26 protein-coding genes and 1 pseudogene are annotated in these 25,730 nt (G+C 32.2%); 10 read left to right on the top strand and 17 right to left on the bottom strand.

Translation table 11 applies throughout. The features are described from left to right. The 6 genes from J6V67_RS07805 to J6V67_RS07780 form a co-directional block, all read right to left on the bottom strand. A partial coding sequence (locus J6V67_RS07805) for a beta-ketoacyl synthase N-terminal-like domain-containing protein (protein ID WP_291861125.1) occupies window positions 1-547 on the bottom strand: 547 nt, incomplete at its 3' end. Further along, on the bottom strand, window positions 541-1,254 hold the full coding sequence (gene fabG, locus J6V67_RS07800) for a 3-oxoacyl-ACP reductase FabG (RefSeq protein WP_291861123.1): 714 nt from the start codon (window positions 1,252-1,254) through the stop codon (window positions 541-543). The genes J6V67_RS07805 and fabG, both read right to left, overlap by 7 nt. Next, on the bottom strand, window positions 1,247-1,687 hold the full coding sequence (locus J6V67_RS07795; protein ID WP_291861121.1) for a thioester dehydrase: 441 nt from the start codon (window positions 1,685-1,687) through the stop codon (window positions 1,247-1,249). The genes fabG and J6V67_RS07795 overlap by 8 nt, the downstream gene beginning before the upstream one ends. Then, on the bottom strand, window positions 1,688-2,836 hold the full coding sequence (locus J6V67_RS07790) for a beta-ketoacyl synthase N-terminal-like domain-containing protein (RefSeq protein WP_291861118.1): 1,149 nt from the start codon (window positions 2,834-2,836) through the stop codon (window positions 1,688-1,690). Then, on the bottom strand, window positions 2,833-3,183 hold the full coding sequence (locus J6V67_RS07785) for a hypothetical protein (protein WP_291861115.1): 351 nt from the start codon (window positions 3,181-3,183) through the stop codon (window positions 2,833-2,835). Before J6V67_RS07785 ends, J6V67_RS07790 begins: the two co-directional genes overlap by 4 nt. Continuing rightward, a complete protein-coding gene (locus tag J6V67_RS07780) occupies window positions 3,171-4,433 on the bottom strand; it encodes an NAD(P)/FAD-dependent oxidoreductase (protein WP_291861112.1) in 1,263 nt (420 codons plus the stop codon). Before J6V67_RS07780 ends, J6V67_RS07785 begins: the two co-directional genes overlap by 13 nt. Before the next feature lie 47 nt (window positions 4,434-4,480). Between J6V67_RS07780 and J6V67_RS07775 the strand changes: the two genes are divergently transcribed. Genes J6V67_RS07775 through J6V67_RS07765 form a run of 3 tightly spaced genes read left to right on the top strand, consistent with a single transcriptional unit; the run spans window position 4,481 to window position 7,818 of the window. Continuing rightward, entirely contained in the window at window positions 4,481-5,002 is a 522-nt protein-coding gene (locus tag J6V67_RS07775) for an outer membrane lipoprotein carrier protein LolA (RefSeq protein ID WP_291861109.1), read from the top strand. Then, window positions 5,003-7,225, top strand: a complete 2,223-nt coding sequence (locus J6V67_RS07770) for a hypothetical protein (RefSeq protein ID WP_291861106.1) — start codon at window positions 5,003-5,005, stop codon at window positions 7,223-7,225. It begins immediately after the preceding gene. Then, window positions 7,225-7,818 (top strand): 4'-phosphopantetheinyl transferase superfamily protein, encoded by a 594-nt coding sequence (locus tag J6V67_RS07765; RefSeq protein ID WP_291861104.1) that lies wholly within the window; start codon window positions 7,225-7,227, stop codon window positions 7,816-7,818. The genes J6V67_RS07770 and J6V67_RS07765 overlap by 1 nt, the downstream gene beginning before the upstream one ends. A gap of 35 nt (window positions 7,819-7,853) precedes the next feature. Here the strand turns inward: J6V67_RS07765 and J6V67_RS07760 are convergent, their stop codons facing one another. Continuing rightward, window positions 7,854-8,900 carry a dehypoxanthine futalosine cyclase gene (locus J6V67_RS07760; protein ID WP_291861102.1) on the bottom strand — a complete coding sequence of 349 codons (1,047 nt, stop codon included), beginning with the start codon at window positions 8,898-8,900 and terminating at the stop codon, window positions 7,854-7,856. Window positions 8,901-9,090: 190 nt separating this feature from the next. After that, window positions 9,091-9,324 (bottom strand): hypothetical protein, encoded by a 234-nt coding sequence (locus tag J6V67_RS07755; RefSeq protein ID WP_291861099.1) that lies wholly within the window; start codon window positions 9,322-9,324, stop codon window positions 9,091-9,093. Window positions 9,325-9,507: 183 nt separating this feature from the next. Between J6V67_RS07755 and J6V67_RS07750 the strand changes: the two genes are divergently transcribed. Further along, the gene (locus tag J6V67_RS07750; protein WP_291861097.1) at window positions 9,508-10,704 is read left to right on the top strand and encodes an MFS transporter; all 1,197 of its coding nucleotides are present in this window, start codon (window positions 9,508-9,510) and stop codon (window positions 10,702-10,704) included. Here the strand turns inward: J6V67_RS07750 and J6V67_RS07745 are convergent. Together J6V67_RS07745 and J6V67_RS07740 are read right to left on the bottom strand one after the other, a co-directional pair. Beyond that, complete coding sequence (locus tag J6V67_RS07745) at window positions 10,689-11,486, bottom strand: CheR family methyltransferase (protein ID WP_291861094.1); 798 nt, start codon at window positions 11,484-11,486, stop codon at window positions 10,689-10,691. The two genes, J6V67_RS07750 and J6V67_RS07745, sit on opposite strands and share 16 nt — an antisense overlap. Beyond that, on the bottom strand, window positions 11,483-12,046 hold the full coding sequence (locus J6V67_RS07740) for a CheB methylesterase domain-containing protein (protein WP_291861091.1): 564 nt from the start codon (window positions 12,044-12,046) through the stop codon (window positions 11,483-11,485). The genes J6V67_RS07745 and J6V67_RS07740 overlap by 4 nt, the downstream gene beginning before the upstream one ends. A 114-nt stretch (window positions 12,047-12,160) precedes the next feature. Between J6V67_RS07740 and J6V67_RS07735 the strand changes: the two genes are divergently transcribed. From J6V67_RS07735 to J6V67_RS07710, 6 genes are all read left to right on the top strand, one after another. Next, window positions 12,161-13,999: a flagellar assembly protein A gene (locus J6V67_RS07735; RefSeq protein ID WP_291861087.1), complete on the top strand. Its 1,839-nt coding sequence runs from the start codon at window positions 12,161-12,163 to the stop codon at window positions 13,997-13,999. After that, on the top strand, window positions 13,996-14,547 hold the full coding sequence (gene ruvA, locus J6V67_RS07730; protein WP_291861084.1) for a Holliday junction branch migration protein RuvA: 552 nt from the start codon (window positions 13,996-13,998) through the stop codon (window positions 14,545-14,547). Before J6V67_RS07735 ends, ruvA begins: the two co-directional genes overlap by 4 nt. Before the next feature lie 9 nt (window positions 14,548-14,556). Then, on the top strand, window positions 14,557-15,594 hold the full coding sequence (locus J6V67_RS07725; RefSeq protein WP_291861081.1) for a D-alanine--D-alanine ligase: 1,038 nt from the start codon (window positions 14,557-14,559) through the stop codon (window positions 15,592-15,594). A gap of 99 nt (window positions 15,595-15,693) precedes the next feature. Then, window positions 15,694-15,912: a prevent-host-death protein gene (locus J6V67_RS07720; protein ID WP_086224296.1), complete on the top strand. Its 219-nt coding sequence runs from the start codon at window positions 15,694-15,696 to the stop codon at window positions 15,910-15,912. A 1-nt stretch (window position 15,913) separates the two neighbouring features. After that, window positions 15,914-16,645: an alpha/beta hydrolase gene (locus J6V67_RS07715; protein WP_291861077.1), complete on the top strand. Its 732-nt coding sequence runs from the start codon at window positions 15,914-15,916 to the stop codon at window positions 16,643-16,645. Then, a complete protein-coding gene (locus J6V67_RS07710) occupies window positions 16,645-18,066 on the top strand; it encodes a Mur ligase family protein (RefSeq protein WP_291861074.1) in 1,422 nt (473 codons plus the stop codon). The genes J6V67_RS07715 and J6V67_RS07710 overlap by 1 nt, the downstream gene beginning before the upstream one ends. Before the next feature lie 7 nt (window positions 18,067-18,073). Here the strand turns inward: J6V67_RS07710 and J6V67_RS07705 are convergent, their stop codons facing one another. The 7 genes and pseudogenes from J6V67_RS07705 to J6V67_RS07675 form a co-directional block, all read right to left on the bottom strand. After that, window positions 18,074-18,736, bottom strand: a complete 663-nt coding sequence (locus tag J6V67_RS07705; protein ID WP_291861070.1) for a type II secretion system protein — start codon at window positions 18,734-18,736, stop codon at window positions 18,074-18,076. After that, window positions 18,724-19,908, bottom strand: coding sequence for a hypothetical protein (locus J6V67_RS07700; protein ID WP_291861067.1), 1,185 nt, complete (start codon window positions 19,906-19,908; stop codon window positions 18,724-18,726). The genes J6V67_RS07705 and J6V67_RS07700 overlap by 13 nt, the downstream gene beginning before the upstream one ends. Further along, complete coding sequence (locus J6V67_RS07695) at window positions 19,892-21,031, bottom strand: MFS transporter (RefSeq protein ID WP_291861065.1); 1,140 nt, start codon at window positions 21,029-21,031, stop codon at window positions 19,892-19,894. The genes J6V67_RS07700 and J6V67_RS07695 overlap by 17 nt, the downstream gene beginning before the upstream one ends. Before the next feature lie 3 nt (window positions 21,032-21,034). Then, entirely contained in the window at window positions 21,035-21,478 is a 444-nt protein-coding gene (locus tag J6V67_RS07690; RefSeq protein WP_291861062.1) for a phosphoribosyltransferase, read from the bottom strand. A gap of 1 nt (window position 21,479) precedes the next feature. After that, entirely contained in the window at window positions 21,480-22,802 is a 1,323-nt protein-coding gene (locus J6V67_RS07685) for an NCS2 family permease (protein ID WP_291861059.1), read from the bottom strand. 8 nt (window positions 22,803-22,810) lie between these two features. Next, complete coding sequence (gene mqnE, locus J6V67_RS07680; RefSeq protein WP_291861128.1) at window positions 22,811-23,899, bottom strand: aminofutalosine synthase MqnE; 1,089 nt, start codon at window positions 23,897-23,899, stop codon at window positions 22,811-22,813. 67 nt (window positions 23,900-23,966) lie between these two features. Beyond that, a pseudogene (locus J6V67_RS07675) lies at window positions 23,967-25,655 on the bottom strand (peptidoglycan D,D-transpeptidase FtsI family protein). Between the last annotated feature and the right edge of the window lie 75 nt (window positions 25,656-25,730).

Below are 25,730 nucleotides of genomic sequence, written 5' to 3'. Positions count from 1 at the left end.
GAATTTGGCCATATTTAATAGCCTCATATGAGTAACCTATAGCGTGTGAAGCCGAAGTACAAGCTGATGATGTAGGAATCATTCTACCTTTTAAGCCATAAAATATAGCTATATTTGCCGCTGTAGTGTGCGGCATTGATTTTATATATGAATTTGCATTACAATCACTCTCTCCCATAAATAAAAGCTTTGCAAGTTGCATAACTGCATCTGTACTTCCAGTACTAGAACCACTAGCTACACCCATTCTACCATCTTGAATTCTCTCATCTTTATAAAGTCCAGCCATTTGTAAAGCCAGTCCAGCAGCTTCAACACTATATTGCGAGACTCTACCTAGGCTTCTTAGCTGCTTTCTGCTCCAATCCTTTGGATAATGATAGTCTAAAATTGGCGCACCAAGATATGTGGTTAGCTCCTTATATTGTTCCCAATCTTTCATATATTTAACTGCATTTTGTTTTTTTAATAAAGCAGACCTAAACTCAGCCCAGCTCTTACCAAAGGCGCTTACGATTCCATATCCTGTTATAAATACTCTCAACACAAACCTCCATTAACTCCAATAACTTGTCTTGTAATATAGCTAGCCTCATTGCTTAATAAAAAATTTACTAGTCCGCTAACTTCATCTATGCTCCCACTGCGTCTAGCTGGTATAGCTTTTAAAATCTCTTCAATAGGGAGATTTTTATCATTTGTAAGTTCAGTATCAATAAGCCCTGGGGCTACTACATTAACTGTAATATTACGGCTTGCTAATTCAACAGCTAGGGCTTTTGAAGCGCCTATTAATCCAGCTTTTGAAGCACTATAATTGCTTTGGCCTCTATTGCCAATTATACCTGAGACTGAGCTCATTACTATGATTCTACCAGCTTTTTGTCTTATAATTGGCATTAAAAGTGGCTTTAAGACATTATAAAAGCTATTTAAATTTACATCAATTACATTTTTCCACTCATTTTCTTCAAGAGCTACAAAGGTATTATCGCAAGTGATACCAGCATTTAAAACTATACCCCATAGGGCTGGATTAGTATTAGTATAATCCTCAAGTACTGCTTTGCACTCATCTGTATTTGCTACATCAAATATTAAAGCCTTTGCATTAAGCTCATCTTGAGCCTTTTTTAGTGCATCGCTTTGGCTTTTGCCATGTAAAATAATCTCATATCCATTTTGTTTTAATCTTCTTGCTACGCCAAGGCCTATACCACGACTTGAGCCTGTTATTAATACTGTTTTACTCATTACTTGCCTTTAAAATTTGATCTAGTTGTTCTTGAGATGGGTTAAATACGCTAATGCTAGCACTAGCTACTAATTTGTCATCTACATATACGCTACTTTCATAGACTCCCATCCCATCAAAATCCTCTGAAATATAAGTTTTAGTAATTAGCTCATCACCTATATTTAAATTTGGCTTTATAATCTCAAATCTCCTAGCCCCAAGCAAAAATCCAAGTCTAGTATTTGAGCCTTTATCATTTAAGCCACGATATACAACTAAGCTTTGTGCCATAATTTCTAGAGTGTTAAATGTAGGAAATTTCCCATCTTGTAAAAATGGATTATCATACTTAATAAGCGTTTTAACGCTGATAAAATCATCTTTTTTCTCTACGATATCATCTACTAAGACCATCGCTCCGCTATGAGGAATTAGCTCTTGAATATACATTTATACTCCTAAAATAATAGCACTATTGTCCCCGCCAAAGGCAAATGAGATTGATAGGCAGTTTTTGATTTTTGAATTTGTATTTAGCCTAGCTAGATTAATTACTGGTAGTTCTTTATCATATATTCCATCATAATGGTGCGGTGGTAGCTGGCTTTGACTATTTTGTAGGCTTTGATTTATAATATCAGCACAGATTAGAGCTTCTAATGCACCAGCAGCACCAAGCGTGTGCCCCATTAGTCCCTTTGTGCTGCTACATGAAGTATTAGGAAATATATTATTGATTAAATTTGCCTCCATTTTATCATTAGCGTTAGTGCCAGTACCATGAAGGTTTATATAATCAATATCACTAGTATTTAAATTAGCCATATTTAATGCGCTTATAATAGCATCTTTTTGTGCGGTGAAGTTTTCATTTGGTTTGGTAATATGAAAGGCATCATTATTAGTAGCAAAACCTTTAAGCTTTATATCTGCTATATCTTTACTAAGTATAAAAAGCGCTGCACCTTCAGAGATATTGATTCCATCTCTATTATTTGAAAATGGCAATGCATTATTTTGACTTAGAATTTCTAGACTATCAAAGCCATATATTGTAAGAGTATTTAAGCTATCTACGCCACCACATATCACTGCATCGCATAAATTTGACTCAAGCAATCTAGCAGCCTCTATAAAGACCTTTGCTCCAGATGTACAAGCGCATGAGAGGCCAAAGGCTAATGAGTTTAATCCTAAAAAATCTTTAATAAACTCGCTTGGATTACCTAGTGAGTTGCGCATAAAAAATAGATCAGACTCAACTTTTTTTATAGATTTATAATTCTCTTCCACACCAGCTGTTGTGGTACCGATAATTACTGCAATTTTATCTTTGCTAAATTTGGCAAAAAGCTCATTTAAAGGCTCTTGCATATTAAGTAGTAGATGGTGAAGAATTAAATTGGTTCGTGTTTTGTATATCTCTTTTACATCTTTACTAAAATCTTGCAAATTTTCTATTTTACCAACCATAAAATCTTTTGATTGAATTTGGTTTTTAGTAGCTGATGGTTTGCATTTAAAAATATTTTGCATTATCTCATTTTTATTGTTACCAAGGCTACAAATACCATCATATGCGTTAATATATATACTCAAATTTCTACCATCCTAATTTTTTTATTATCTAAAATAAATTCTTTGACCTTTAAATTTTTTTGTAAAATATCTAAACTCTCAATAAATAGCTGATCATAAAAGCTATTTCTAGGTAGAAATTTAGTAGATTTAAAGGTTCCATTTTTTAGCACTTTACTAGATTGTGGTGCACCAAAAGAGTCAAAAAGGGCAAAATAATACCCATCATTTTTAGAAATATATAGCAAATAAATAGCCCCATCAATATCTACACTAAAGCGCTTTTGAGTTATATCTAGATTTGGAACTTGATACTTAGCGCAGCCTAAAAATATAGAGGCTAGTATAATTAAAATTATCTTTTGCAAATTTGAGCCAATACTTCTAATGCTTCATTGGATCTGGTTGCATATGGATTAGTATGATCCCACGCATACCCTGCTAAAATAGAGCAAATTTGCCTTTTTACTTTATGATTTTCATCTTTTGCGTAGATTACATCTTGGAATTTAGTATTATACCAACCCTCAACATATGTCCTAAATGTATTGATACCAAACATTAGCGGTTCTACATACTCTTTTTGCATATCAACTTGATCACCATTTAATATCTTTGTTACAACTTGACTTGCAAGCTTAGCTGAAACCATAGCAATTGTAACTCCTGAACTAAATACTGGGTCTAAAAATTCACTTGCATTGCCTAAAAGCACATATCTGTGACCATATAGTTGCTTAACATCTTTAGAATATGAGCTAATTGTCCTAATAGGCGTATCCCAAACTGCTTTCTCTAAAAGCCTTTTTAACATCGGGGCTAGATAAACATGATGTTTTAGGGTATCTTCGTCACTTGAGTTTATATTTAATCTAGATTCTTCGCCTACTACTCCAATGCTGCAACGACCATTAGAAAAAGGAATTAGCCAAAACCAAACATCTCTAAATTCAGGATGGGTTGTAATTAAAATCTTTTTTCTATCGTATAGAATTTCATCAATATTATCTTTAATATGTGTAAAATAAGCTTTTTTAGGAGATAGAGTTGAAGGCACTTCTAGGTTTAGCTTGCGAGGTAAAACTCTACCGTATCCACTAGCGTCTATTATATATTTTGCTTGAATTTTTTGGCCATCTGATAGTGTTGCTTCTGTGTATTGATCTAAGAAATTTATATCTTCTACAGCAGTTTCAAAGCATACTTCAACGCCTTGCTTTATTGCTTCATCTATTAAAATTTTATCAAAAACTGCCCTTTGAACTTGAAATGTTGTACCATCGCCATTGCTAGATTTGTCACAAAAATCAAAATATCTATATTCATCTTTCCAGCTAAATGCAGCCCCATTTTTGTACTGAAATCCATATGCTTCAACTGCTTCTAAAAATCCAGCCTCACGCAAGATATTCATACAGTTTGGCAATAGACTCTCGCCTATTACAAAGCGAGGAAATTTTTCCTTTTCAACACATAAAACCTTAATTCCTTGTTTGTTTAATAACGCACTTACAATGCTCCCGCTAGGGCCACCGCCAATAACTAAAACATCCACACAGCGCATAGAAACTCCTAAAATATCACTAAATTTAAAAATCATAATTGTTAATATTAACATATTTTTGCTAGAATTCCCAAATTATCATTAATGATTTAGGGTATTTTATGCGATTTTTATCTGTTTTTTTTATAATTTTTTTATCAAATTTATATGCTTTTAATTTAGAATATTTACAACAAATTCACTCAAATTCAACTAAAGGTGAATTTATTCAAAACAAGCATTTAAAGCACTTTGATCAGGTTTTACAAAGCAGGGGTGAGTTTGAGATTGCAAATGGTGAATTGATATGGAGTATAACATCGCCAATTAAACAAAAATCTAAAATCACAAAAGATGGAATTTGGATCGCAAATGCTCAAAATGTATGGCAAAAATTAGAACAAAACTATGATAAAGAGTTAATTTTAAGCCTATTAAGTTTTGATTTTGACTCTATAAAAGAGCAGTTTGATATAACCCTAAGTGGCAATAAAGCACAGTGGCAACTAAATTTAAAACCAAAAAATATATGGCTAAAAAAGATATTTAATCAAATCAACATTAGCGGCAAAGAGCATATTGAAATTATGAGTTTTGATGAGGCAAATGGCGATAAGACTATAAATGAATTTAAATTTAACTAGATGAAAAAACATCTTATATATATTATATTTTTGACTTTTAGTCTTTTAATGCTTGGATTTATCTTTAGTTCGCTTAATAAGGTTAAAAGTGATATTTACACTCTTATTAGTTTAGATTCTAATGAATCAGCAATTTTAGAGAGTATGCAAAGTAAAAATGCTAAAAATATTATGTTTTTAAGCTCAAATTTTAAGCTTTTACAAGAGCTTAGTAGTAGTGAAATTTTTAGCGAATTTAAGCTTACATATGATATTGATCAGAAATTTTTAACAGCACTTAATAATACTAGTTTGGCTACTATAAATAGGAAAATTTTTAATCAAATTTTATATGAACCAGAGCAGTTTTTTGCCTCTAATGCAAGTAATTTATTTAATCCATTTAACTACCGAATTATTCCTAATGATTTTTTAAATTTTAACTCATATTCTACACTTTTAATGCCTAGTAATTTAACACTAGATTTAAAAACCCAAAGCCTAAAAGCTACTTATAATAACCAAATTTATTACTTTGCTTATGGGGTTTTAGGTGATAATTTTAGTAGTTCTAAGCTATTGGAATTTTATAAAACTGCTAAAGAAAATGCTAAAAAAAATGGGGATGAATTGCTCATTATTGGAAGTGAGATTTTTGCTGGATTTGCTAAAGATGAGGGCAATAAAGAGAGTATTATAATGGGTAGTCTCTCTTTGGTAATGATTGGAATTTTGTTGATTTTGGCATTTGGTAGTTATAGTATATTTAAGCTTATTATTGTCATTATTTTTAGCTTTTTATGTGGGCTTAGTGGAGCATTTTTAATATTTGATGAGATAACACTTTTTAGTATTATTATTAGTATTAGTTTAATTGGGCTTATACTAGATTTTGCGATGCATTTTTTAGGATATGTGCAAGGTCGTGCTATTAAAAAAGATGATATAAGGCGATTTTTAAAGATATTTTTAATTGGATTATTCATCACAATTTTAGGCTATGCTCTATTTATTTTAGCTCCAATTGGTTTTTTAAAACAGATAGCTGTTATATCTATTTTTAGTCTTGTAGGTGCGTTTATAGCTACATATTTTTTACTACCATATATCTTAGAAAATAGCAAATTTAAAAGCTATAAAATTTTTGATTTAGCGCTTGATGGGTTTATAAAATTTAACTTTTATATCTTGCAATTTAAAAGAATATTGATATTTTTTATGGCAATATTTGTCTTTGGTGTGATTATATTTTTTATCTATATTTTACCAAGTATAGATTTTAAAGATGATATTAGAAACTACTCATCGCTAAATGATGAGCTATTAGCTCAAAGTAAGAAGTTTTTACAAATTAGCCAAAATCCATTTCAAAGTAGCTTTATAGCATTAAATTTTAGCCCAAATGATGATAAAATAGCAAAAGAAATAAAGCTTTTAAGCGAGTTAAATATTACAAATTATCAAGGTGCTAGCAAGATTTTATTAAGTCAAAATGAGCAAATAAAGCTAAAACTAGCTTTGAAAAATTATGCTAAAAATGAGCAGATTTTAAAAGCTTATAAGGAGCTTGGAATTGATTTAAATTTAGTGAAAAACTCATTAGAAAATATATCTCAATTTAGCCCCATAAATTTTGATGAGTTTAATTCTCAATTTGATCAAAATAACCCGCTTGAGCCATTTATTTACGATAGTGATACGAATTTAATTTTTATCGGTTCTGATGTTGGATTTAGCGATGAATTTGATTTGATTTTGCAAAAATATAATGCTAGTTATTTTAATCTTACACAAAGCATTAGTAATAATTTTACCATAGCAAAAGAGTATGCAATATATTTAAAACTTCTAGCTTATGTATGCGCTTTTGGGATATTTTTATTCTTTTTTAGCTTTGCTAGGGCGTGCGTGATGGTTGGGATTATATTGTTTGGGACATTTATAGGTGTTGCTATAATGCTTTTAGCCGGGGTTAGTTTTAATATTTTTACCATTTTTGGATTTATTTTAGCTAGTACTATTGGGGTGGATTATGTGCTATTTGCTAGTAATTTAAATTTGGCTTTGCGTGAGAGATATTTTGGCATTATTTTGGCTAGCTTAACTAGTATTATATCTTTTGGAATGCTTGGATTTAGTGCTACTTATGCAGTGTTTAGTTTTGGAGTTAGTACGGCTTTATGTATGTTTTTGTTAGCATATTTTGCTCTTTTGTATGCTACCTATAATAGCAAAATTAAGTAATGAAAATCTGGTATCTTAAATTTGTTTTAGATAAATTTGAGCGATTTGATTTGCTAAATTTGGATAATTTTGAATTAAAAGATGGGGAAATTTTACTACTTTTTAGTGATAAATTTGATAATTATAGTTATGATGATTTGAGTCTAAATGATAAAATAAAGCTTAAAAATAGTCCAAATTTGGCTCAAAATAGTCAATTTAAAATCTCTAGGTCTTTAAAAATTTATTTTGAAAAAAACTATCAAAATATTAAAAATATACCACTTTATACCTCATTAAGCCATAGCGATAATTGTGCTATTTTGGCTATTAGTACTGCTAGGGTAGGGGTGGATTTGGAGTTTATAAAAGATAGAAATTTTAGCGCCCATATAGATTTTTGTTTTAGTAAGGAACAAAGATTAAGGGTTGCTAACTCTAAAAATCAACTGATTGAATTTTATAAAATTTGGACATTAAAAGAGGCTAGGATAAAGCTTTTAAATTTAGGATTTTATGCACTTGATATGGCTAGCGATGAGAGTTTAGGAGCTTTTGGAGAGATTATAAAATGTAGCGATAAAAGCTTTATTTATAGTGTTGCAATATTTTAAAATCTTTTAAATTTATGGGTAATAAAAAGAAGAGATTAAAATCTCTCCAAAATATCATAATTTGTATTTCGTTTAGCTGGAAATTCGCCAATATCTTTGATAAGCTCGATCATTTGGGCTTGACTCATTCTGTAGCTAGCACCTGCTGCTTTTACAACATTTTCTTCCATCATTGTACTACCAAGATCATTTGCGCCAAATTTAAGGGCTAATTGTCCTATATATGAGCCTTGTGTAACCCAGCTACTTTGAATATTTTTAAAGTTATCTAAAAATAGTCGTGATACAGCTAGTAGGCGTAGATACCTATTTGGTGATTGCTTTTTGATGTGTGGATGCTCGGCAATGAGCCTAGTATTGGCCGATTGAAAACTCCATAAAATAAACGCTCTAAAGCCGCCAGTCTCATCTTGAAGAGTACGGATTTTATCTAGATGTTCTACAATCTCTTCATCGCTCTCAACTGTACCAAACATCATTGTTGCTGTGCTTTTTAGACCAATTTTATGAGCCTCTTTATGTACCTCTAGCCAGGTGCTGCTAGAGCATTTTTTAGGTGAAATGATATCACGAACTCTATCGCTTAAAATTTCAGCTCCAGCTCCTGGAATACTGTATAATCCAGCATTTTTTAATCTTAAAAGAACCTCTGGAATTGAAATTTTAGAGACTCTTGCGATATAATCTATCTCTACAGCTGAGAAACCGTGAATATCAATATTTGGATATTTTGTAGCAATGTGAGAGACTAGCTCTTCATACCATTGTATTTTTAATTTTGGATGGACGCCACCTTGAAATAAAATTTGAGTCCCACCAATTGCAATTAACTCATCTATTTTGCGATCGATTTCATCAAAGCTTAGTAGATAAGCATCTTCTTCATTAACATGTTTATAAAAGGCACAAAATTTACAATCAACCCAGCAGGTATTGGTGTAGTTAATATTTCTATCGACAATGAATGTTGTAATTTTTTCAGGGTGCAACTGCAACTTTTTAGCACTTGCTAACTCTCCAAGCTCCCTTAAATCTCCATTTTTGATAAGGTCTAGAGCCTCATCAACACTTAATCTACTCACATAATTTCCTTAAAATTTTTATAGTGTATTGTATCAAAAACTGGCAAAATTCAAGCTTATTAAAATTGTAAAGAGAGCGTAATTAAAGAAAATCAAAACTTCTCTTACTCTAAATCTAAAGTAAGAGAAAATGAAGTTAAAAATAAAGAGATTTACTTGGGGAGATGATTTTAGTGTAAGCTATAAAATATTAATACACTGTTCCAAATCTAGTATCTCCATCTTCGCTTAATGCTTCATACTTATTATTTGTATTTGTACTTTTATTATTTTTATTTCTCTTTTCTTCATTCTTAGCATTGATTTCTCTTGCTGTCTCATTAATGCTATTTACTGTATCACTATATGCTTGAGTTAAACTTGTAGTACATCCACTAAAAAATATTCCAGCTACTAAAGCACTAGTTACTAAAATTTTTTTCATTTTTATTCCTTTAAAGTTTTTCTTTGTATTCTATAAAATTTTTAGTAAATATTTCATTTAAAATGAAAATTTTTTTAAAGTTTAGTTCAAAAATGAAACTTTATTTTATTATTTTTTTATTTGTAAATATGTATTATTGCGCTTTAAATTAAAGTAGTTAAATAATAAAAACAAGGTTGATAATTGAAAAAATATTATATTTTACTTCGATATAAGCCAAATTTAAGAGTACTAAGCTCAGTGCAGTTTATATGTTATTTTGGTATGTGGTTTTCTCATACAGGGATTTTTGCTTTGCTTATTGAGCTTGATGCACCTGTGTGGGCTATTACTTTAGCTGCTGCGATGGCATTTATCCCAAATGTATTACTAGCACCAATAAATGGCGTCATTGTGGATAAATTTAGCCCTAAAAAATTAATGATGCTTATGCTTTTTATAGAGATTATTACTGTTTTTATGCTGATTTTTATAGATGATATTTCGTTGCTTTGGTTGCTTTTTATTATTATTTTTGTACGGATGGGTGTTGGGGTTGTCTATTTTCAAACTGAGATGAGTCTACTGCCAAATTTGATGACTAAAAAAAATTTAAAATTAGCCAATGAGATTCATTCTATCATTTGGGCGGTCTCATATACTGCTGGGATGGGATTGGCTGGGATTTTTATCCACTATTTTGGGATAAAGGCGTCATTTTTGTTTGATTTTGGACTTTATATTGTGGGATTAGGGCTTATTAGTAGGCTTAAAGCACCAGTAGTTATTAAAACAACTAGTCAAAATATTTTTAATATGATGAAAGAGGGGCTAGGGTATATAAGAGCAAATCCAGTTTTAATGCATATAATATTTTTGCACTCATTTGTTGGGGTAACTGCGTATGATAATTTAATTGCATTAATGGCAAAGTATCAGTATAAAGAGATTATGAGTATTTCTCTTATAATTGGTTTTATGAATATGACTCGGGCGATTTCTTTAGTAGTTGGGCCTATGATTTTGAGCAAATTTATAAATAATAAAACACTGATATGGTTATTTATTGGGGAATTTTTAGGTATTGGGTTGTGGGCTGTGTTGCAGTTTGATTATTATTTGGGGTTAATTGGACTGGTAGCGGCTGGATTTTGCACCTCTACATTATGGTCATATACTTTTACAATGTTACAAAATAGCTGCGATAAGAGATTTTATGGTAGAGTAATAGCCTATAAGGATATGATATATTATTTGGTATCTGCTACCATATCCTTTATGATTGGGGTGCTTTATGAAAGTGGGGTGAGTTTAGCGATGATTACCTTTTTAATGGCAGTTATATTTTTATTTGGTGCTTTATATTATTTTATCATATATAGGCGTTATACTTTTTCATAATAGGTACCTGATAGGTCTATTATTTTGCTATATAGATCGCAGTATGGTACCAAATCAGCACTACCAAAGTAAATTCGCCCATATGGCTTTAAAATTTTAGCAAATCTCTCAATGGTCAAAAGTCGGTAATTCTCATCAAAATATATCATCATATTTCTAGATAAAATAATATCAAACTGCCCAAGTGCAAAGAGTGAATCATTAAATATATTTATAGTTTTAAATTCAATCATTGGCATTAGTTCTTGTTTAATTTTATAATCAGAATTGACTTTTTTAAAATATATCTCTTTTTGAGATTGCCTAATATTTTTAACTGATCGTTCGTTATAAATTCCCTCTTTGCATTTTTGAATCATATCAGAGTTTATATCAATTCCAGTGATTTTTAGGCGGTATTTATCAATTCCAATGGTTTTAGCTAAAATTCCAAGCGAATACACCTCTTCTCCGCTACTACATGGAGCGCATAAAATTTTAACTGTATTACCACTTATGCTTAGAGTATTGGCGTATTGCATAGCTGAGTTTAGCTGGTTTAGCTCACGCATAAAATATGTCTCATTTATGGTTATTAAATTTAAAAGTTCTTGCCTAAAGATCTTATCATACTGAAATTTGCCGCACAAGGTATGCATACTATCTATCTCTTTATGTTTGGCAAAATGAGCTATTTTATTTTTTACAATCTCTTTTTTGCTTATTAAATCATTGCCGCTATATTTTTTAGTTAGCTCGATAAATTCTAAAAGATCATTAATACTGCATTCAAAGTCGCTCATATGATAAACCTTTGCAAATTTGTTCTAATCATATCTAAATTGGCAATTTCTAAATTTGGATTTATATCTTTAGCACGCCTAGGCATTCCATAGACTATAGCTGATTGCTCATTTTCTGCTATACATTTTGCACCAGCTTTATATAGTTCATTTAATCCACTAGCACCATCATCGCCAATGCCAGTTAGCAGTATTCCCATTACATCGATTACTTTGCAAATCGGTACAGCCGATTTAAATAACATATTTACATTTGGATTATATGTAGTAGCAATTCCACTTTGATCAATATTTGCAGTTGGGATTTGAGAATTTAAAATAATGCTATTTTGCTCGCAGATATAGATTTTGTTTTTTAGTGTTACTTTATTATTTAGCAACTCAACTTCTGAGTTTAGCTCTTGGCTAAGCCTATTAGCAAAAGAGCCAACGAAATTTTTACTCATATGTTGAGCGATAATAATGGAGGCATATGATGGCAAAGTAATACCAGTTAGAAGCTTTTTTAGATGACCTGGACCACCAGTGGACGCACCGATTAAAATTAGCTTTTGTTTCAAATTACACTCCAAAAATTAGATTTTAAAAGTATAATATATTTAGGCTTAAAAGCCGTTTTATCTTTTTTAGCTATAATTGCTAAATTTAAAAAAGTAATTCACAAGGTTTTATAGATGGTAGAAGATAGCAAGAACCCTTTTGATGATTTTAATGCCGTTTCTAGAAGTATGGGAGTACCACCAGAATATTTAGATTTTGATATTTTAGAGATTTATACCAGCTATAAAAATAACCCACAAAGCGATATGGCTTTAGCTACTGATATGAGTATATTTGATGATGATGCATTTTTTGTCGATGAGAAGTTATTTATCATTCAATCTTATAAGGTTAAATTTTACGATATTAGAAAAGAGAGCAGGGCTCACCTACCTAAAATTAGTCTAGGAGCCAATCGAACTGGTACCAAGGTCGCTGTCACGATAAAAGAAGATACATTAGCAAAGTATACGCCAACATTTGAAAAAGAACTAGTAAATGCAATATATAAAAAGATGCTAAAGGCTGGATTTTTAATCGGTATTAGAGATCATGGTTTTAGAAAAAAAATATCCAAATTAACCTCAATCCTAAGAATTAAAGAGATAATAGATAAATCTGAAACTATAGTAATTGCTACTGGGGTAGAACCAGAGCCATCTACAGATGATAAGCTCATTCAATACTATAAAAATGATGGCAAAGAAGATACTGGTGATGAGAAGACCAAAGGCAGAAGAGATATAGATAGGGGATTTTTACATGGTGTTTTAGAAGGTGATTTGATAATGGAATACCTAAAACCAATACGTGGCAAACATGGTAAAAATCTAAGAGGCCAAGTAATTCCAGTTGATGATCCAAAAACTACCCAAGAGGTTCAAATAACCGTTGGGCCAAATATTAAAGTAGATGAGATTGTAGATTGTATCAAATATATCGCTTTAAAAAGCGGTTATGTAAGTGAAGAGAATAATAAATTTGATATTAAAGAAGAATTAGATGTAAATTCGATAAATTTAAAATCAACCGGTTCGATTACTACTGATTTGGCATCTGATGTAAAGATAAATGTCAAGGAGAGCAATTACTTAAAAGATGCTATTGGCGCTGGAATGAAGGTTGAAACTACTGAAGTAAGAGCTAGTGGAAATGTAGGCCCTGATGCGGTTATAAAGGCTAAAACCGTAGTAATTGAGGGTAATACTCACGCTCAATCAAAGATATATGCGCAAAATGCAAATATCTCGCTACATATGGGATTTTTAGAGTGCGACGAGGCTCGCATAGATAGATTAGAAGGTGGCAAAGTGCGAGCCAAGGTAGTTCATCTAAATCGTGTTTTAGGTGGTGATATAGAAGCTGATGAGATATATATACAGACTTTGCACTCAAACTCAACGCTAAAAGCTTCAGCATTGATTAGTCTTGAAGAGTTAAAAGGTGATAATAATAGATTTATTGTTGATGTTAAGAATGTGCTAAATGCAAATGGGGATATAACCGCTCATAGCGCAAGAATGAAAGTTTTAGAAGATGAATTAAAAGCACTTCCAAAAGAGCTTGAATTTAAAAGAAATATAATCGATAGTAATAAAAATTCTATCAATATGATAAAAGAGCGCCTTATGCAAATGAGACAAGAAGGTACTACTCCGCCAGCTGCATTTTTGAAAAAATTAAAAGATTTTCAAGGATTAGTAGCTGAGTATAATCAAATTTTAAAAAGCATAAATTCTAAGCAATCAGAATTAGCAACATTAAAAGATGAATTAGTAAGTATGGAGAGTATAATCTTTAATGCTAAAATTATAAATAGGGATCGCTGGACTGAGCTAAATGAGATTAAATTTAAACTTATTGAACCGCCAATTGATATAAACTACAGCACTAAAGAGAATGAGATTATTAGAGTAATGACTCTTAAAGCTGGCGTGAATGGATATGAGATAAAAAGGTCAAACGAGATATGATAAAGGCAATCGAAGGTTTAATCACAAAAAAAGAACCAACTCAGCTTTGGATAAAGTGTGCTGGAATCACATATGGAGTAAATATATCTTTATTTACTAGTGCAGCTTTGCAAAAGGGGCAAAATATAGAGTTATATATTACGCAGATTATTAGAGAAGATGCAAATTTATTATATGGATTTTTAAAAGAGAGTGAACAAAGAATATTTGAACTACTTTTAAAAGTTAATGGTATTGGTGCTTCTACTGCGATGGCGGTTTGTTCATCCCTTAACCCTGATGAATTTAGTGCTGCTGTTATAAATGGGGATGATGCTGTGCTAAAGCGAGTTCCAGGGATTGGTCCAAAAACTGCTAGAACATTAATAGCTCAGCTAAGCGATGCTAAACTAGGTGAGATAAGTAGTGCTAGCAGTAGTAGTAGCGAGGCCTTTATGGCGCTAGAGAGTTTAGGCTTTAAGCGTGATAAAATAAGTGCTGCATTAGCTAAATGTACTAGCAATGATACGGCCTCTTTGATTAAAGAGGCGCTTAAAATATTAGCTTAAAGGATAGTGATGAATTATGGTATAGTTTTTGGTGGGTCAAGCTGGGAGCATGAGATTAGCATTGTCTCTGCTGTAGCAATCAAAAAAGCGCTAAAGGCAGATTTACAATTTATATTTGTTGATGCTAATAGAGAATTTTATCTAATCAATCCAAGTGATATGAGAGCAAATTTTTTTAGCTCTCAAAAATATAAAAAGTGTAAAAAACTCTATCTAAGACATGGTGGATTTGTAACTCACGGAATATTTGGAGTTAAAGAAATTGGCGTAGATTGTTATATAAATTTAATCCATGGTTGTGATGGCGAAGATGGTAAAATAGCTGGAATGTTTGAGTTTTACTCACTTAAATTTATTGGCCCACGACTTGAGGCAAGTGTAATGAGCTACTCAAAGGTTTTGACTAAATTATTAGCACTAAAATGCGGAGTTAAAACATTAGAATATGAGGTGATTAATAGGGATCAAAAGCCAAATTTGCCATTGCCATACATTCTAAAACCTTCCCATCTTGGCAGTAGTATTGGTGTCAGTGTTGTAAGCAATGAAAAAGAGCTTGATTATGCATTAGATGTTGGATTTGAATTTGATAGTGAGATTTTAGTTGAGCCGTTTATAGATGGAGTTAGGGAGTTTAATTTAGCCGGATTTAGAGTAGGGCAAAATCTCGAGCTATCTATTATCGAAGAGCCTAAAAAAGGCAAAATGTTAGATTTTGAGCAAAAATATATGAGCTTTGCAAGCTCAAGCTCAAATGAGGCTGATATTAGTAAAGAGCTAAAAGATAAGATCAAAGAAGCCTTTAGCAAGATTTATGTTGGCGGTGGATTTGATGGAGCGCTTATTAGATGTGATTTTTTTGTTATTGGCGATGAGGTTTATTTAAATGAGATTAACCCAAATCCAGGCAGTTTGGCTAACTATTTATTTAGCGACTTTAGCGCATCTTTAGCTAGACTTGCAAGCAATATAAAAGTAGAGAAAAAAATCCCAATTGATTATAAATATATTCACTCGATTACTAGTAATAAGGGTAAATTAGCCTAATTTTAGAGCCTTGATCTAAGGCTCTAACTGCTTAATTCATCACTGCTAAAGTTAAATTTATGTATAATTTTATGTATAATTCTACATAAAGGGGCATCGATGGCAAAGTTTAGCAAAGATGAAATTTATACTGCCACACAGATGGTGCGAAATTTTAGCTCGATTTTAAACGATATCTCACAGGCTAAAAAAAAGCGTGCCTTCATAGTCAAAAATAACCGCTTTGAAGCGGTGATGATAAATATGGAAGAGTATGAGCGTCTAAGCGAGGCCGTAACGCTGCTAGAAGCAATTTATAATAGAAAAAAAGAGAGCTAAAATGGCGATAAAAGAGATAGAATATAATGGATTAAAATATTCTCTAAGCTATGAAATAATAGGGCAAAATGAAGTTAAAAATATACTGATTTTACATGGCTGGGGAGCAAATAAAGAGCTGATGAAAAGCGCATTTAGTAAATATTTAAATCAATTTAACTGCGTATATTTAGATCTACCTGGATTTGGGCTTAGTAGTACTTTAGAAGTGCCGCTTTGTACTAATGATTATGCTAATATCGTGAGTAAATTTATTCGTAGTTTAGGAATTGAGTTTGAGATAGTTATGGGTCATAGCTTTGGTGGAAAGGTAGCAGCGCTGTTAAATCCAAGATATTTGATTTTGCTTAGTAGTGCTGGAATAATTAAACAAAAACGCTTTAGCGTGAGAGCAAAAATTGCTATTTTTAAGATTTTAAAGAGTATTGGATTGGGAAGATTTTGGCGGATTTTTGCTACCAAGGATATAAGCGGAATGAGTAAAATAATGTACGAGACGCTTAAAAATGTCGTAGATGAAGATTTTAGCGATATTTTTGCTAATCTAAACAGTAACGCACTTATTTTTTGGGGGATTAGCGATGATGCTACGCCGCTTAGTAGTGGAGAGACTATAGCTAAATTAATAAAAAATAGTCAATTTTATTCACTTGATGGCGATCATTTCTTTTTCTTGCAGCATAGTAAATACATTGCTAAAATCATAACTGAAACTACTATAAAGGATCAATAATGATTATAGAATTGGTAATCTCAACTATTGCTAAATTTGGTTTTACTATGGCGCTTGGATACTATTTAATTAGCGCTTTGCAGTGGTTTAGTTATAAAATTAAGAGAGTAATTTTTCACTATACTAAACCGATGTGGCATATATATTTTATCGTTTTACCGCTATTTATAATGGCGTTTTGCTGGCATTATATCTATCAAATTTGCTTAGCAGTAATCTATATAAGCTCTTTGGCTTTGTGGGCGTATCGATTGGATAAGAGGGTTGTAGTGACTGCTAGAGTGAAGCGGTATTTTGCTTTTTTGATTGCTGGATTTGTATTATTTGCTCTTTGCCCATATAGCCAAAATGCTATTTATCATATAATTTTTAGTATTATTTTTTCATTGATTTTAAGCGGTTTGAGTGAAAAAATTATAGCTATTAGATACAAAAAAAGCGCTAAGACAAAGCTAAATTCAATGAGTGATTTAAAAATTATTTTAGTAACGGCAAGTTTTGGTAAAACAAGCATTAAAAACTTTATCTATGATATAGCTAGCAAGGAGTTAAAAACTCATAAAACTCCACGGAGTGTAAATACATTGCTTGGAATTATTCGTGATATTAATGAAAATTTACCAAGTGATTGCCAGATTTATATTGTTGAGGCTGGGGCTAGGTTGCGTGGTGATATTGATGAGATTGTTAAATTTATAAATCCTCAGATTGTGGTGATTGGGCAGATTGGTGGGGCACATTTAGAGTATTTTGGCTCGCTTGATGAAGTAAGAGCTGCTAAGCTTGAAGCATTAAATTCAAACCGTCTAGCTACTTGTATAGCTCATAGTTCTACAAATTTACAAGGCAAAGCAGTAATTTATGATGAGCTAATTAGCGAGGTCAAAAGTAGTCTTGATGGGGTTGAGTTTGATATGAAATTAAATGATCAAAAGAGCCATTTTAGTGCTAAAGTACTTGGCGAATTTAATAGTTATAACCTTGGGGCTGCATTATTGGCAGCTAGTGCTGTTGGGGTTAAAAATTTGAGCTTAGATAATATAAAGAGTGTAGAACATAGGCTTCAAAGAATTGATGCTGGTGGCAAGATTATAATCGATGATAGTTTTAATGGAAATTTACAAGGAATGATAGCAAGCTATAGATTGGTGAGTGAATTTAAGGGGCGTAAAATCTTGCTAACACCAGGGATTGTTGAGGGTGGAAGTGGAGTAAATCGCAAGCTTTCAAAGGTAATAAACGAAGTCTTTGATATTGTAGTAATAACAAGTGCATTAAATGAGTCTGAGCTGGTTTTGGATTTAACTAGGCCCAAAGTGGTGCGTCTATTTGACAAATCTAAGATGAGTGAATTTTTAGCGCAAAATACTATAAGCGGGGATTTAATTTTATTTAGTAATGATGCACCAAGTTTTATATAAATTTATTTTAATTGCTTTTACACTGGATTTGTGGCTTATTAATGCTAATTAATCCAGTGATTGGCTCAAGATTTATATATATACAGTTTCCATTTTGGTGAGTTAGGCGAATTTGGCATGTAGAGGTAATTAGATTATGCGTGGAGTTATCAGCACTTTTTGGATTACCTTTAAATGGTCGTCCAAGATTATCAAAGCTAATTCTAGTTGAGCCACTTTGAGAACATCCACCTAAAAGCTCTACATCATTTAGGTTAAATTTTTCCATCAAATCTAGCTCATCAGTTGGATTAATGGTAGAGATTCCAGCGTGTGAGACTGATAAAACCTTAGCTGGATTTAGCGGATTTTTAGCAATTTCTTTTCCATCTGGACTTCCACTATATCCGCCACTATCGCTAAAGATTGAATAATATAATACTTTTTTACCAGCAACTGTTTTTGTAAAGTAAATTTGCCATCTAGATTTAGCCCAATTTTGATCTTCTGGGTTAAATTTATCATCTGTGAGTGCTAAAAACTGCGTATATCTTATATGACTAGCAACTTGATTTGCTGCTCGTGCTAGGTCATCATTTTTGAAATTTATAGCTGTGATTGAGAGTAAAACACCAATCACAACCATTACAATTACTAATTCAAATAGGCTAAAAGCTTTTATTTTTTGCATAGATAAAATTTGGCTATGGATTTATTAAATTTATATATTTGTATTTGTTCGCATGATTTTTTATAAGTAGTATCTAAATAGTAGTTACCACCCATTGAAATGCCGTAAAATTTTAGCCTTAGAGCTAGATTTGGGTTGGTTGAAATAGTAGTAATTTGGCGATCTTTTAGAGCTTTTGCTAACTCTTTTGCAATATCGTATTTATAGGCAAAGTGATTTTTGGGATTATCTAAAAAAATATATAAATATTGATGAAAAATAATAGCTAAACTATTTAGTGCTAATGTAATTAAAACAATTATACAAATCAACTTATAAAGTACTCTAAAACGTGGTAAGCGTGATCTATATGAACTAAAAAATGTTCTTACCATTGCTGGTACTAAAATCACACAAAATGGTAAAAATAATTCTAATTCTACACGTTGACGCATAGAAAGAAGCAAGCATACGCCAAGGGCAGTTAAGCCAATAAACCATAAAAAACTCTTAATTTCTTTAATGCAAATCCTATAAATCGTATATATAAAGTATATAAAAAGCAATGGTGAAAATACCGCAGCAAATACAGCTATTGAGTCTAGGAAATATCCACGTGGTTTTCCGCTAGATTCTAAACCATTTAAATAGTACCACGCTATGCAAAAAAATGCGCCAATTATGGCAAATTTTTTATCTCTACTAAAAAGTCCAAATAGCATAATAGCCAGATAAAGTGCGATGAATGGTTTGCTAAAAAATAGACTCAAAGCCAGTATTAAGCTCATTAAGATATACATTTGTCGTTGCTGTAAAAATACTACAATAAGCGTAATAAATATTGCAATACCAGCTTGATTGATTATTAGGGCGCTAACTAGTACGCCAGGTAAAAACATATATAAAATTGCAGCTATCACGCAGTCGCTTTGGCGTTTTAGGATTCTTAGAGAAATGATGTATATTAGTAGTGAATTTGCAATATGAAGTGTTAAAAATAGACCACGGATTACTATCTCACTATCGCCAAAAATAGAGCTAATATAGCGTAATATAAAACCTAAATTTGAGTTGCTATAATAAATTTGTGCTTCATAAAAACTAATGCTTAATCCGCTAATACTAAATAGCAAAAGGGCTAAATTTAACCCCATAGCACCAAAAAGCCATAAAATATTAAGCTTTGAGATCATGTATAGCCGTTATAAAAATTAGCGAAATAAAAGCAATAATGCTAAGAAGCCATAAAAAGGCATTCCAGCCAAAAGGCATATAAATAAGTCCAGGGATAAAGCTACCAAGCGCTCCGCCAAAATAGTAAAAGCTCACATAAAGACCATTTGAGATTCCTTTATGCGTTGTAGCCATCTTATTTACAAATCCACTAGCAATAGAGTGGGCTATGAAATTTCCAAGGCAAAAAATTACCATTGCTACAAAAATAAGCCCAAAACTCTCGATCCTAAAAATTTGAATAGCAATGATAAGGGTTATAATTCCAGCTATTATAGCAGTTATTGGACTGCGAAATAGGGCTGTAATTTTTTTAGTATTAAATGCAACTAAAACACCAACTAAATAGCCAATATATAGCATTCCAGCCTTTGATGAGTTATAGTTTTCATCAATTCTGGCTAGTTCAAATGGGATAAAGTTAAGCATCGCTTGAAATGTAAAAAATATCCCAAAAATCATTAAAAATATATAAAGATTATGACGAAGCTTTAGAGTATGGATTATATCTATTAATCGTGGTTTTAGATAACTAGCTTTAATATTTTGGCTAAATTTAAGTAGTAAAATTGAAGCAAAAATAGCAACGCAGCCAATAATAAAGAAAAATGGTCTCCAGCCAAATATATCTGTAAAAAATCCACTTAACGCTCGCCCCATAAATCCGCCAATTATAGTAACGCCAATATACGCACCTATAGCGCTTGCAACGCTATCTTTTGATGAAATTTGACTTATATAACTCATAATTCCAGTTAGTACTGCTGGAATTAAAAGACCTTGAAATCCACGGATATTTAAAAGCCAAAAATATGAATCTATAAAACTAAAAACAATTTCACTAATCCCAAGGAGTAAAAAAGCTATAACTAATATATTTTTGATTGGAATTTTTTCAAGTAGATATCCATAAAAAATTCCAGCAAATGCCAGCGGAGTCATAATTGCAGTAGTAAATAGTGCGGCTTGGGTTTTTGAAATACCAAGCTCATTTTCAAAAATTGGTCCAATAGGCTGAGTAGCATAAAGTATGCACAAAGTAAGCCCTGTGCAAAAATAATATAGCAAAATCTCAGCTCGCATTTATTACTCCAAACTTAAATCCCAAAAAAACTCAATCCAATCATCAGCTTCTTTGATAGTAAAATTAGGCAACATCAAAGCTTTTGGTTTATAAAATATAGTAGCTACGGCAATCTCTAAATTTGGATACATATTGCTAATTTTTTTCTTAATTGCTACCATTGATTCACCACTATCTATAATATCATCAGTTATTAATACTTTTTTGAATTTGCTTAGATCTGGAATATTATAAATATTAATAGTATCAAGCTTCTTGCTTTTTTCATAGTGGATTGAATTTAGACTAAAGCAATCTCTAATATCAAGAGCATTTGCCAAAAAGTGAGCTAAAGTTAGCCCACCTCTAGCAATACCTAAAATTGCATCTGGGTCAAATTCACTCTTGACTTTTTGTGCTAAAACCTTTGCATCATGTCTAAACGAATCAAAATCATAATATGTCATTTTAATTTCCTAAGATATATTTAAATAGATTTGGAGTTGAGCTAGCAATAAAGGCAAATAGACTAATAATTGCTAGAGTTATAATGCCTAAATTTAGATCTCCCCATTTTCTAAGTGCTAATTTTACGATAAAATATGATATAAACCCAACACTTAATCCAATTGTAATAGAGTAGGTTAGTGGCATTAATGTCACAGTTAAAAATGTCGAAACACAGATAGCTGGGTCGGAGTAGTTGATTTTGCCAAGTTCACTAAACATTAAAACACCTACCATTACAAGAACTGGATATATTGCATTGGCTGGAATTGAACCAAAAAGTGGTAAGAAAAATAGAGTAAATATAAAAAACATACCTACAAAAACTGCTGTAAGCCCAGTTCTACCACCAGCTTCAACACCACTAGCGCTCTCAGCAAATGCTGTAATAGTACTAGTACCCATCACTGCGCCAGCCATACTTGCAATTGCATCGCTTTCTAAATTTTTAGCTAATTTACGCTCTCCATCGGCGTGTTCGAATAAATTTGCTCTATTTCCAACTCCTGTAAGTGTGCCAATGCTATCAAATAGATGTGTTACAAAAAGTGTTAAAACTGCTGGAAGTAGCGATATTTTTAATGCTGAGATAATATCTAGCTCACCAAAAATAGGCTCAATACTAACAGGCATTGAAACTATATCCTTTGGCATCTCATAAATTCCAAATATCCATGCACCAATAGACGTAACTGCAATAGCTAAGACAAAACCACCACGCACTTTAAGCGCCCAAAATAAAATCATTAATACAATCCCAGCAATACCAACTAATACTTTTGGATCGCTAGCATCGCCAATGGCGACTTTAGTAGCTGAATTTGATACGATTAATCCCATTTGTGATAAACCAATAAAGCAGATAAATGCTCCAATACCAGCACTTATAGCGCATCGTAGGTCTAGTGGAATGTTTTTAATGATCCAAAGGCGAAAATTTGTAAAGCTTAAAGCAGTAAATATCGCAGAGCTAATAAATATTGCCCCAAGTGCTGTTTGCCATGGAATTTGCATACCAATTACCATACTATAAGTAAAGTAAGCATTTAACCCCATTCCGGTGCTTAGCGCTACTGGAGTGTTTGCCCATAGACCATTAAATATAGTAGCAATAATTGTAATAAGAGCAGTAGCTACTAGCAAAGCCTCTTTTGGCATACCAGCATCGCTAAGGATCAAAGCATTGACTGGAACAATGTAGAGCATGGCTAAGAATGTTGTAAGCGCTGCATTTAGCTCTTGCTTTATAGTTGTACCATTTTGTTTGAGTTTAAATATATCCATATTTTTTCCTAATTGTGGATTATTAATTCATTATATAAACTATCACGTTGCACTGGAATAAAGCCGCTAGTTTGGATTAGTTCTATAAATTCACGTTCGCTTTTACCATTTTTGCTTGCTGCGCCTGCGCTACTTTGAATACTCTCTTTTTCTATTGTGCCATCTAAATCATCAGCGCCAAATTCTTGCGCTACAAGGGCTAAATTTAGCGTAGAGGTCGCCCAATAGGCTTTGATATGATTTATATTGTCTAATAAAATTCTGCTAATTGCCATCGTTTTTAAGATTTCAACCGATCCTAAAAATGGGATATTTTTTAAATAATTATTATCTCTTTGATAAACTAGCGGAATAAAAGCGTTAAATCCACCACCATTTTGTAAAGCAAGCGAGCTATCTTGTAGTGAGCGAATTCGTAAAATATGATCTATTCTATGCTCTTTATTTTCAATATGACCAAATAACATTGTAGCATTGCTTTGACGGCCTTTTTGGTGCCAAAGCGAATGTATTTTTAGCCAGTTATCGCTACTTACTTTGCCTTTGCAGATCTCAGCTCTAATACCTTCATCAAATATCTCAGCTCCGCCACCTGGCATACTATCGACACCATACTCTATCATTTTTTCTATCACTTCTTCATAGCTTAGGCCATGTTTTCTATGCAAGTAATCAACCTCAGCAGCAGTAAGTGCTTTTATGTGTAAATTTGGATATTTATCTTTTATCATTTTAAAAATTTCTAGATACCATTGCCATGATACATTTGGATTGTGAGCTGATACTATATGAATCTCTTTAGCGCCATTTAGTACGCTTTTATCTACTGCTTCCATAATCTGCTCATAGCTCATTGTATAACTCTTCTCAGCGCTTTGGCGGTGAGAAGAAAAAGCACAGAATTTACACACATCAGCACATAAATTCGTTGGATTTATATGACGATTTATATTAAAATATACTTTTTTGCCATTTTTAGCTTCTCTGATTTTATTGGCATATTTACCTAGAGTAAATAGATCTAAATCATAAAGCTTTATAGCATCATCAAATTCCAATCTTTGATTGTTTTCTAACTTGTCTATTAAATTCATAATCCTACCTAAAAAATAAAACTTAAATTATATGCAAAAGAGACTTAAAAAGATTTTATTTGCGTTAAATTTAGTCTAATATTACATTTATATTCTTACCCTCTTTAGCATTAATGGCTTTAATCGCTTTTGGGTCTAGTTTAGCTGGAGTTAGGTAGCCATTTTCTACCATTAGCTCGATAGTTGAGCGAAATATTGGCAATGCACTCCATGAAGCATAGTAGTATGGATATGGCTTCATTGGTTCACGTACTAAAACGCCAATTGTATATTCCTTGCCTTTGGCATCACGGACAAAGCCAAAGAAATTTGCATTATAGCGCTTATCGCTATAACCACCACTTGTAGCGATATGCGCAGTACCAGTTTTGCCGCCAATTATTAGGCCTGGGATTTGTGTTCTTCTAGCAGTTCCGTTAGGACTTTCTACAACTTTGATTAGGATATCTTTCATCTTTTGAGCTTGAGCTTTTGAGAGAATTTGGGTAAACTCTTGTTCTTTGTATTTATAGGTTTTAGAATCCTTTTCTAGATGACTAGCTATGCGTGGTGTAACCATAACACCATCATTTGTGATTGCATTATAGGCGCTTAGAAGCTGTATAAATGTAGCTTGGACGCCATACCCATAGCTTAGCGTGGATTTATATACCTTATTTTATAGTTTAGAGATTGATGGCATATTGCCAACTTGTTCATAGCTTAGATCGATTCCGCTCTTTTTAGAAAATCCAAATTCTAAAAGACCATTATAAAGTTCAAATTCGCTTAATCTATCTACAATTTGAATCATACCAACATTGGAAGATTCTACAATTACATCTTGGGCGCTTAGAGTATCATTTTTATGGCTATCAGTGATTGTTCGTTTACCTAGTTTATATTTACCACCATAGACATTTATTATCTCAAGTGGATCGATTTTGCCAGCTTTTAAAAGTAGGGCAAAGATAAATGGTTTCATAACTGAACCCATCTCATAAGCGTATTCGCTTGCTGTTGAATTTAATGCTTGATAATCTTTTTTGGTAATATTTGATGGATTATATCTAGAGGTTGAAACAAGTGATACTACTGCGCCACTTTTGGCCTCCATAATGCCGATTACCACCTCTTTAGCCATTAAATCATTCATCTTAGCTAAAGCCATTTTTTCTAGAGTTTTTTGTAGTTTTAATGGAATATTTAGCACGACATTATAGCCATCAATACGGCGAGATAGCTCAGCGTCTTTACTTAAAATTATTGTATTTGCTAGATCTCTTGGTCCTTTTGTTAGCTCATCTTGAGTAGAAGATAACAAGTTATCATATACTTTTTCAATTCCTTTTACTCCTTCAACTTTTGTAATACCATCTATTTCAATCTTTTTAATGTAGCCAATAGCTGGCGTTAAAGCATCACTTGCCATATATATTCGTCTTTCACCACTTTCTATAATGCTCATTCCTTGAGTAGAGACTATACCGGTTTTTGGATCTTGATAGGCGATAAATACTTTATTTCTATATAGCTTTCTAGCTAACTCTTTTAGATATGCAGCACCTTTGGCATCAATCTCATATGATAGAGTTACTAAGCCTTTTTTTGCTAGGATTTTTCTAATTTTTTTAGGGTCATCACCACTATATAAAGTATATAGTTTGATAAATAACTCTTTTTTATTTGGATCAATATTTCTAGTATCTACCATCGCTTTAAAGAGTTTTTGACTGCTTGCTAGGCTAAATCCATCTTGGCTTAATATAGAGCCACGCATAGCACTGGTATAGTCACTACTTTGGAGTTTTGGAAGGCGACGCTCGATACTAGATCGGTAAAATATAACTGTTAA

The sequence above is a fragment of the Campylobacter sp. genome (assembly GCF_017646085.1).
In the GTDB taxonomy this organism is placed as follows: Bacteria; Campylobacterota; Campylobacteria; order Campylobacterales; family Campylobacteraceae; genus Campylobacter.
This window is presented reverse-complemented; position numbering and strand designations above follow the sequence as displayed.